This is a genomic window from Rhodococcus sp. (in: high G+C Gram-positive bacteria) (assembly GCF_049286785.1).
In the GTDB taxonomy this organism is placed as follows: Bacteria; Actinomycetota; Actinomycetes; order Mycobacteriales; family Mycobacteriaceae; genus Rhodococcus_F.
Map to the genome: position 1 here is coordinate 1 of NZ_JBAQEO010000535.1, position 10,030 is coordinate 10,030.

Consider the following 10,030-nt stretch of genomic DNA (forward strand, 5'->3'; position numbering starts at 1 on the left):
CCAAACGCTCGCGCTATAACGGACCCACTGTGGTCGGCCCGCGAGTTGCGGGGCCAGATCGTCCGGTCGCCGGGAAATGTCGCGGTGGGATGTCGAGATCCCGAGCGCGGCTCCGTCCCCGGGGTGAACACGGCCACAATGGGTCGTACCGCGTCAAGGAGAACATGATGGCCAAGTACCTGCTGCTCAAGCACTACCGTGGCGCGCCGGCATCGGTCAATGACGTTCCGATGGACCAGTGGACGCCGGAGGAGATCTCGGCCCACGTGCAATACATGGATGACTTCGCCGCTCGGCTCGAGGGCACCGGTGAGTTCGTGCGACGCGCACGCGCTGTCGCCGGAGGGCACGTTCGTCCGCTACGACGGCGAGGGGCGGCCGCCGGTCACCGACGGCCCGTTCGCCGAGACCAAGGATCTGATCGCCGGCTGGATGGTGATCGACGTCGAGAGCTACGTGCGGGCGTTGGAGCTGGCGGGCGAGCTGTCTGCGGCTCCGGGTGCGGGTGGGAAACCGATTCACGAGTGGCTCGAGGTGCGCCCGTTCCTGGCCGCGCCTCCGACCGTTACGGAGTGACGCACGGTGGATGAAGCCCTGCTGAGGACCCTCACCCCCACCGTGATCGGGATCCTTGTCCGCCGCGGAGCCGACTTCGCGGCTGCCGAGGACGCCGTGCAGGACGCCCTGGTCGAAGCGGTGCGCGTGTGGCCGGATGATCCGCCGCGGGACCCCAAGGGCTGGTTGGTCGCCGTGGCCTGGCGTAAATTTCTCGACGCCGCCCGCGCCGACATCTCCCGGCGGCGGCGCGAGGTGCTCGTCGAGGTCGAGCCCATGCCCGGCCCGGGCGAGGCGGTGGACGACACGCTTGCGCTGTACTTTCTGTGCGCTCACCCGTCCCTGACGCCGGCCTCGGCGGTCGCGCTGACGCTGCGCGCGGTCGGTGGTCTGACCACGAGACAGATCGCGCAGGCCTACCTCGTGCCCGAGGCGACGATGGCCCAGCGCATCAGCCGGGCCAAGCGGACCGTCTCGGGCGTCCGGTTCGACCAACCCGGTGACGTCGCCACGGTGCTGCGCGTGCTCTACCTCGTCTTCAACGAGGGCTATGGCGGCAGTATCGATCTCGCTGTCGAGGCGATCCGGCTCACCCGCCAACTGGCGGCCAAGACCAACCATGAGGAGGTCGCGGGCCTGCTCGCGCTCATGCTGCTCCACCATGCACGGCGCCCGGCACGGACCCGCCCCGAGGGCAGCCTCGTGCCTCTTGCCGAGCAGGACCGCAGCCTGTGGGACACCCGCCTCATCGCCGAGGGCGTCGACGTGCTCCGGGGAGCCCTCACCCGCGACCGCCTGGGCGAATTCCAGGCCCAAGCCGCCATCGCCGCACTCCACGCCGACGCCCGGACAGCCGAGGAGACCGACTGGGTGCAGATCGTCGAGTGGTACGACGAACTGGTGCGCCTCACCGACAGCCCGGTGGCCCGCCTCAACCGGGCCGTCGCGGTCGGCGAGGCCGACGGCCCGCGGGCAGGCCTGGCCGCCCTGGCGGGGCTCGACCCCGCCCTGCCCCGCTACGTCGCCGTCGCGGCGTATCTACACGAGCGTGACGGTGACCCCGTGACTGCAGCACGGCTCTACGCCGATGCCGGCCGATCGGCGGACAGTCTCCCGGAACGGGACCACCTCACCCGTCAGGCCGCACGGCTCAACGCAGACCTCCGCCGTTGAGCGGCCGTTCAACTCCGACATGCACATCGTCCACGACGTCGCTTTCCGGGGCGGCGAAGACCTCTGGCCGGACGGCACCTCGCCCGCGTTCGATCGAGCTGATCGGCGGCCGCGACCGCGGCTGGTGCGTCCGAATCACGGCTGGTTCGTCTGAGGAGTCGACTCCCACCCATCACCGGGTGCGAGCACACCTTCCACGAGAGGACCTTCCGATGACCACCAACCTGTCCGCCCACATCGACGCCGGCCACGCTGGGGGTGTGCGATGACCGCCCCGGCCGTCGTCGTCGAGGATCTCCACGTCGCCTACGCCGCCACCTGGGCGCTCGACGGCGTCGACCTGACCGCCGGTGCCGGAACCACCCTCGGGGTGCTCGGCCACAACGGTGCCGGCAAGACCACCCTGATCCGCACCCTGACCACGCTGGTGCGCCCCACCATCGGCCGCGTGCAGATCGAGGGTCTCGACGTTGTCACCGACGCCACCGAGATTCGCCGCCGGATCGGGGTGACCGGCCAATACGCCGGACTCGACGAATTCCTCACCGCCCGCGAGAACCTGGAGCTGATCGGCCGCCTGACCGGGCTGCGCCGCACCGCCCGCGCGCAGGCCGACGCGCTGATCGACCGGCTCGGGTTGCACGAATACGCCGCCCGGCGGGTCGGGGAACTCTCCGGTGGCTCCCGCCGCCGGATCGATCTGGCCGCCAGCCTCGTCGGGTCCCCGTCGGTTCTCTTCCTGGACGAACCGACCACCGGCCTCGACCCCCTCGCCCGCGCCGCACTGTGGGACGTCGTCGACGAACTGACCACCGCGGGCACCACCGTCGTGCTCACCACCCAGTACCTCGACGAAGCCGACCGGCTCGCCGACCACATCGTGGTCTTGAGCCGTGGCCGGGTCGCCGCCCGCGGTACCCCCGCCGAACTGAAACAGATCGTCGGCGGCAAGGTCCTGAGCGCCACCATCCCTACCCATCAACTCGGCGATCTGCCGTTCACCCCGGACACCGATCACCGGGTCGACGGCGACCGGGTCCGGGTCTCGGTCACCGTCGACGACGGCATCGCCGCCGCCGCGCTGGTCGCCGACCTACACCGAGACGGCATCGCGGTCACCGACCTGGACGTGACCTCCCCGAGCCTCGACGACGTCTTCACCCACCTCGCCCACACCGGAGCCCACCGATGACCACCACCCGCACCACCACCGAGATCGAGCGGTCCCCGATCGGGAACCAGCTCGTTGCCCTCACCATCCGCAACCTGCGCACCAGTGCCCGTGTCCCGCAGTTGCTGATGTTCTCGCTGACCATGCCGATGGCGATGCTGGTCCTGTTCAGCCAGGTGTTCCGCAGCGTCGCCGCCGGACCCGGGTTTCCGCCCGGGGTCAGCTACATCGACTTCCTCACCCCGGCCATGCTCGCCGTGTCCACCGTGATGGCCGGCACCAACGCCGGAGTCTCCGCGGCCATCGATCACACCAACGGCCTGCATGACCGCTTTGCGGCCCTGCCCATGCGGGCGGCGCTGCCGGGGGTGGCCCGCACCATCAACGAGGCCGTGTTCACCCTGGCCCGGGCCGCGTTGCTCGGGATCGCCGCCGTGGCGCTGGGTTTCGACTTCCACGGCACCGCCCTGGACGCCGCCGCCGCGGTCGTGGTCCTGGTGGTGCTGGCGGCGGCGATGAGCGCCCTGTTCGGGCTCATCGGGGACCGGCTCCGTCGCCCGGATGTGGTCCAGTTCGCTGGGATGATGGTGATGATGCCGCTGATGTTCGTCTCGAGTGCGTTCGCGCCGCTCGAGACCATGCCTGGCTGGATGCAGGCCATGGCGACCCTGAATCCGGTCGCGCATGCCACCGACGCCCTGCGCGGACACGTGCTCGGCACCGCCACCGCCGGCGACACCGTCACCGCCCTGGTCGCCGCGATCGGGTTGTGGGCCGTGGTCACCGCCGTCCCCGTTCTCACCCGCCGAGTCCGGCCGACACGGGCGGCTGCCACTCGCTGATCGACCACCCCGCCCTACCCTCTCCCCTCGGCACGAGGGGGTGGGGCAGGGCGGGTTTTGCGCGTGCGCTGCAACCCAGGATCCGGGCACTCTCACGGCCCCCACCCCGCGAGAGGGTAGGGGCCATGCGTGGTGTGCTGTGTTCAGCTGGCACGCCCGGTCCGGGCGCCGACGGCGCTCATACGGCGGCGTCGAGAAGATGCAGTTCCTCCGCCACGATCAGATCGACCTCTTCACTGGTCAGACCCGACAACAGATGTGTCGTCAGCATCGCTCTCACCTCCTTACCGCGCTGGTACCGATACGTCGAATCGGAGAACCCGATATCGACATCGACACCCGTACAGACGTGACACCCCGAATCCGGACGCAGGGGTGCGTCCTATCGCGGCCACCGTCGTCCGTACCTGTGAGACGACGACCCAGGGGTCGCCACCGCGCTGCGAGGCGGGGATGCTGGAGACGGAGAGGAGAGGACCATGAGCGAGACGACGGCCACGGCCGCGACGACACCACAGCCGGAACCAGGTGATCTCGAGCAGCTCTGGCGCCGCTTCTCGAGCGACTTGCGGGCCTTCATCGCCCGCCGGGTCTCCTGCCCCGAAGACGCCGACGACATCCTGTCGATCGTGTTCCTGCGGATGGCCAAGAGTCTCGACGACCTGCGCGATCAGGACCGGCTCCTCGGGTGGATGTATGCCATCACCCGCAACGCGATCACCGACTACTACCGGTCGGCGGCGCATCGCCGCGAGCTGCCCGTCGACGCCGTCCCGGACAACCCTCCCGCCGGCGAACCCGACACCGACGAGGCGGTGCAGAAAGAACTCGCCGCCTGCCTGGTGCCGATGCTCTCCGGTCTGCCCGCCGAGCAGGCTGCCGCGGTGACGATGGTCGACCTGGACGCCCGAACGCACGCCGCTGCCGCCGGCGAGGCCGGAATCTCGGTGTCCGGCATGAAATCCCGGGTCCAACGCGGCCGCGCCGCTCTACGGCAGCGGTTGCACGCGTGCTGTCAGATCAGCCAGGACCACACCGGCCACGTGCACGACTACCAACCCCGCGGCGGAGCCTGCGACTGCGGGGCCACACCACCGGCGGACCAGTAGACGTTGTCACACCCCCTCGGGAGGCGGGCGCCGGACATCTTCACCTCACCTCGAACAGACAGCAGTGCGGTGCGAGCCGCTTGACGCCCGCACCGCACCGCGATACCGGGTGATGCTACTGGCAGCCGCACCCTCCGCCGGCCGTCGCCGCCGGACCACAGCACGTCGCCTTCTCGTTGTGATCACAGCAGGTGGTTTGCCGTTCGGTGCTGCAACATGTGGGCGCCGCAGGCTGCGGTGTTGCGTCCGTCCGGTCCGTCGCCGGGGACTCGAACTCATTCGGGTTGGTCATGGTGACTCCTTGATTCGTTGGGAGGGGGCACCAGAGCAGACGAAGGAGAACGGGAATGGACGCAACCCCGGACTGGGTGGTAGAGAGAGCTCCACCTGAGTCGAGCCCCGGGCGCGGGGTTCCGGTCGTCAGTCGATCGGTGCCTCGTCGAACCCGAGCACCACCTTCAGCACCCCATGAAGCGCGGGATTGGTGTCGTCGCCACGCCACGCCACGCGTACGTCGGCGACGAACCCGCCTGCGAGAGCGAGCCGCCGCAATCGGTCGGGAAGCACCGCACCCTCGTGCGGTAGCGAAGTCATCCGAGGTGAACTGAGCGCCATGGCGCTGTGAATTGTCACCCCGTGCGTTTCACCAGTCGGGTAATCACCAGGACGTCATCCTCGCGTAGCCGCTGCGGCACCAGATCGAGTTGGGGCCGTGAGGACTTCACATCTCTGCCGAACATGTGAACCAATCCGAGATCGGCGCACACCCGTCGACCGGGAAGGCCGATGGTATCCACAGGACGGTGAGGGCAATCGTCAGCCGGCGGACGGGGACCTGTGCTCGGACTCGGGAGGCATATGCGGAATGGTCGACGTCCAATTCATGCGTGTCGGATGAAGACGCTGCCTCGACGGGTGCCACACGATGAAAAGACGTGAGGCTTCCCGCGGGCGAGCGCACACATGTGGGGACCGGCCCGACACCAGGAGCGACGCCATGGCCAGAACGCACAAAGGGAAGATTACGGTCGACATTCGTGACTCCGTTCCGGACTGGGATCCGTACCTGCCGGATCGAGCACCCGAAGGTGCGCCGAACATCCTGCTCATCGCGTGGGACGACGTGGGGTACGGCACCATGGACGTCTTCGGCGGTCCGGTCGAGACCCCGACCATGCGCCGCATCGGGGAGATGGGTGCGCGTTACTCGAACTTCCACACCACGGCGTTGTGTTCTCCCACCCGGTCCTCCCTGTTGACCGGTCGTAATGCCACGACCAATGGCATGGCCACCATTGCGGAACTGAGCTCCGGTTTTCCGGGGATCTCGACCCACATTCCCTTCGAGAACGGGTTCATCTCCGAGGTGCTGGCCGAACGGGGGTGGAACACGTACTGCGTCGGTAAATGGCATCTGACCCCGGGTGAGGAGATGAACATGTCGGCGGTCAAGTCCCGGTGGCCGCTCGGCCGGGGGTTCGAGCGTTTCTACGGTTTCCTCGGGGGCGAGTCGAGCAGCTGGTTTCCCGACCTGGTTTACGACAACCATCCGATCGATGCTCCGGGGACGCCCGAGGACGGGTACCACCTGTCGAAGGACTTGGCGGACAAGTCGATCGAGTTCATTCGTGACGCCAAGTCGATCGATCCCGACAAACCGTTCTTCATGTATCTCGCTCCGCAGGCCGGGCACGCGCCGCACCACGTCTTCACCGAGTGGGCCGACCGGTACAAGGGCACGTTCGACCAGGGCTACGAGGCCATCCGCGCCGAGATCCTCCAGCGGCAGAAAGACCTGGGGTTGCTCCCTGAGAACACCGAACTGTCGCCGATCAACCCGCACGGGGAGCCGGCCACCACCGGGCCCGACGGCCAACCGTGGCCGTTGCTCGACACGGTGCGGCCCTGGGACTCGCTGACCGCCGAGGAGCAGCGACTGTTCGTGCGGATGGCGGAGGTGTTCGCCGGTTACATTTCCTACACCGACGATCAGCTCGGTCGGGTGATCGACTTCCTGGAGGGCTCCGGTGAGCTCGACAACACGATCATCGTCGTGGTCTCCGACAACGGCGCCAGCGGCGAGGGAGGGCCGAACGGATCCTTCAACGAATGGCGCTTTTTCAACGGGGTGCCCGACACCACCGAGGGCACACTTACTGCACATCGACGAGTTGGGTGGTCCGGCCTCGTACAACCACTACAACACCGGTTGGGCCTGGGCACTCGACACCCCGTTTCCGTACTGGAAGCGCTGGGCCGGCTACGAGGGCGGCATCGCCGACATGTGCCTGCTCGCGTGGCCGCGAAAGTTCGAGCCCCGGAGCGAGCCACTGCCCCAGTATATTCACGCTGTCGACGTCGTCCCGACGCTCTACGAGCTCCTCGGAATCGAACCGCCCGAGGTGCTGAAGGGATACCCGCAGAGCCCGATCGAGGGGCAGAGCTTCGCGGCATCGCTGACCGACCCCGAGGCGCCCGGCAAGGACACGCAGTTCTACACCATCCTGGGGCAGCGGTCGATCTATCACCAGGGGTGGCTGGCCTGTTCCGTGCATCCTCCGCTGTCCGGGTGGGGCCACTTCGACAAGGACGCCTGGGAACTGTTCAACCTCGCCGATGATCGCGCTCAAGTTCACGATCTCGCGGCCGCCGAACCCGAGCGTCTGCAGGAGCTGAAGGACCTGTGGTTCTACTACGCCGGCATCTACCAGGGGTTGCCGCTCGATGACCGCAGCGCCCTCGAGCAGGTCCTCGCGGAGCGCCCGCACCCCGGCAAGCGTCGAGACCACTACGAGTACTACCCGAATTCCGCGGACGTTCCTGAGTCTGCCGGTGTCTCGATCATCGGACGCTCGTACACGATCGCGGCCGGAGTCCACGTGGACACAGCCGACGCCGAGGGTGTCCTCTATGCCCACGGCGGTGTCGCCGGCGGGCACAGCCTCTACGTCAAGGACCACCGACTCCACTACGCCTTCAACTGGCTCGGCACCCACCTTCAGCACCTGTTCGCGGACCGCGACATCACCCCTGGAGCCCACGTCTGTACTGCAGAGTTCACCGTGCGTGGTAAGAACTCGGATCCGACCATGCCGGGTTTCGCCGGGACCCTCACCCTCTACCTCGACGACCAGCAGGTGGCCACCGGGGAGATCGTCACCCAGCCGGGAGTGTTCTGCCTCGTCGGCGACGGCATCTGCGTCGGACGTGACAGCGCGTCCCCGGTGACACCGGACTACACGTCGCCGTTCCCGTTCACCGGCGGCACGATCGACAAGGTCGTTGTCGATGTGTCCGGCGAGCGATACCTCGACCATCAGGCACAGGTGCGTGGTTGGTTCATGATCGACTAGCGGGGATCACGAGTGCGGCGCGACGAGAACCGCGAAGCCGGGTCCTGATCGATCGTCAAGCTGATCAAGACCCGGCTCAGCTTGCGGCGCACAACCGGATCGGGCGCTTCGGCCGTTCTGCCATCCGAGTGTTGTTCTTGCGCCGCCCATCGCGGGTGGTTCAGCGGCGCCGGTCCCTGCGGTCGTCCCGACGATCGTCTCGCCGATCGGTACGACGTCTGACTCCGTGTGCCACCACGGCCGCCGTGGCGACCGTGGTGGCGGTGCGCGCTACCGGGGCGGGTCCGATCACCGCTGCTCGGCGCAAACGTCTGGCTGCTAAAGGCATGTCAGGCACCAACTTCCTCGTCTGCTTCGATTGCGGCCAGAAGAGCCTGCACCGGAATGCGCCCACTTGCCACGAGCTGTCCACCGGCACGGCGTGTGGCCGACGCGAACGGCGCGGCCCACGTGTTCTCCCAGACCAGCACGGCCGCTGTACTTCCGGGGTCGATCGCTGCAGCGACCGCTTCGACGTCGTCCTCGCTGAGGAGCATCGCCAGCTCGGTCTCGTAGGAGCGCAACTCGCCGATCTCACTGTCGTCGAGGTCGGAGAGCTCATACGCTTCGAGCGACCCGTCCGCGTCCTTCTTCAGAAGAAGGAAATCCAGAACACGAATTATTCCGCGTTCGACGAGGTCACCGAGTGCGGGTGCGATCGCCCCGTTGAACTTGCTGCCGGGGAACTCCACCACGATCCAGTCGACCGGACCGAGCTCGTCAATTTCTTCGGTCATGTTCGGAAATCCTCCTCAGGTGGTCGAGTCTTGCGGGTTGTCGTGTGTGAGCAGAGCGGGCCGGGCCACCAGTTCCACTAGGAGCAGCGCCACCACGGTGATCAGTACGGTGACCATCACGACCAGGCCCGACGGGTATTTCCAGAACACGAGGGTCATCGTGGCGATCGCGATGATGACCACTCGCAATGGTGTCCGATACGTCGCGACGGCAGTCTCGACCGGATAGGGTGCTCGGCCACTGTGTGCTCCCCGAACAGCACTGACCGCCTTGTTGTATGCACCGCGCACCGCCACCGCGGAATGGGACGATCCGGTGAGGTATCCGGCCGCCGCGATGACCACCGCCAGCAGGAACACCGCACGCACGGCGGTGCGGAGGGGAAGAACGAGCGTGTCGATCAACACCGCTGCCGCGTCCCGGGAGAGGACATCGGACGGTATGTCCCCGAGGTAGATCGCACGGCCGATGCTGATCGCCACCGCCAGTAGGGCCATGGCAACAGCGATGCTCACGCCGACCAGCGCAAATGCGCGTCGGCGGCCGCCTTTGGGTGCGGCCCAGACGGCGGCGGCAGCAATCAGGAGGGCCATCAAGGGCAGCACGGTGGACGCCGTGTCCAATGCCGACACCGCTCGTTGCGCCTTGACCAGTTCGGGAGATTGGAACAGTACGAACGACTTGTCGATCTCGGGGATCTTGTCGGCGAAGGCGAAGCCGCGCTCGGTCAGTCTGGTGCGGACGTTGTCGATGATCGGTGCCAATGCGATGCTGACCGTGCCCTGGTCGTTGATCTGCACTGCTGCCCTGGTCTGGCCGGTCATGACCGCGACCAGCACTTGATGTGCTTCCCGGTTCGCGCGGATCCACAGGGTTTCGAACTGGTCCGAGGCCACGAATGAGCTGACCGTCTGCCGGACGAAGGACTGGGCCTGATCGGCGAGCACGGGCGCCAGTCCGACCACGGCGGGTGGAACCCGGGGTGCATTCTCGGAAAGTGCCGTCAACGCCTCGGCGGTCAGGGTCTCCACATCGAGACGGGTCATGATC

The 10,030-nt window shown here is 67.4% G+C and carries 7 protein-coding genes and 2 pseudogenes; 6 read left to right on the top strand and 3 right to left on the bottom strand.

The features are described from left to right. The first annotated feature begins 167 nt into the window (after positions 1-167). The 5 genes and pseudogenes from WAW17_RS19350 (at position 168) to WAW17_RS19370 (ending at position 4,850) form a co-directional block, all read left to right on the top strand. A pseudogene (locus WAW17_RS19350) lies at positions 168-576 on the top strand (YciI family protein). A 6-nt stretch (positions 577-582) separates the two neighbouring features. Next, positions 583-1,728, top strand: coding sequence for an RNA polymerase sigma factor (locus WAW17_RS19355; RefSeq protein WP_422334550.1), 1,146 nt, complete (start codon positions 583-585; stop codon positions 1,726-1,728). 265 nt (positions 1,729-1,993) lie between these two features. Then, positions 1,994-2,920, top strand: coding sequence for an ATP-binding cassette domain-containing protein (locus WAW17_RS19360; RefSeq protein ID WP_422334551.1), 927 nt, complete (start codon positions 1,994-1,996; stop codon positions 2,918-2,920). Further along, positions 2,917-3,741 carry an ABC transporter permease gene (locus tag WAW17_RS19365; protein ID WP_422334552.1) on the top strand — a complete coding sequence of 275 codons (825 nt, stop codon included), beginning with the start codon at positions 2,917-2,919 and terminating at the stop codon, positions 3,739-3,741. The genes WAW17_RS19360 and WAW17_RS19365 overlap by 4 nt, the downstream gene beginning before the upstream one ends. Before the next feature lie 479 nt (positions 3,742-4,220). Continuing rightward, on the top strand, positions 4,221-4,850 hold the full coding sequence (locus WAW17_RS19370) for a sigma-70 family RNA polymerase sigma factor (protein ID WP_422334553.1): 630 nt from the start codon (positions 4,221-4,223) through the stop codon (positions 4,848-4,850). Positions 4,851-5,270: 420 nt separating this feature from the next. On the opposite strand, the gene WAW17_RS19375 is transcribed toward WAW17_RS19370, so the two are convergent. After that, the gene (locus tag WAW17_RS19375) at positions 5,271-5,483 is read right to left on the bottom strand and encodes a hypothetical protein (RefSeq protein WP_422334554.1); all 213 of its coding nucleotides are present in this window, start codon (positions 5,481-5,483) and stop codon (positions 5,271-5,273) included. Positions 5,484-5,847: 364 nt separating this feature from the next. On the opposite strand from WAW17_RS19375, the pseudogene WAW17_RS19380 reads away from it, so the two are divergent. Beyond that, positions 5,848-8,203 (top strand): annotated as a pseudogene (locus tag WAW17_RS19380) (arylsulfatase). A gap of 329 nt (positions 8,204-8,532) precedes the next feature. Here WAW17_RS19380 and WAW17_RS19385 read toward each other — a convergent pair. Both WAW17_RS19385 and WAW17_RS19390 read right to left on the bottom strand, forming a co-directional pair. After that, a complete protein-coding gene (locus WAW17_RS19385; RefSeq protein ID WP_422334555.1) occupies positions 8,533-8,979 on the bottom strand; it encodes a DUF6325 family protein in 447 nt (148 codons plus the stop codon). 15 nt (positions 8,980-8,994) lie between these two features. Beyond that, on the bottom strand, positions 8,995-10,030 hold a 1,036-nt coding region (locus WAW17_RS19390), incomplete at its 5' end, for a hypothetical protein (protein WP_422334556.1).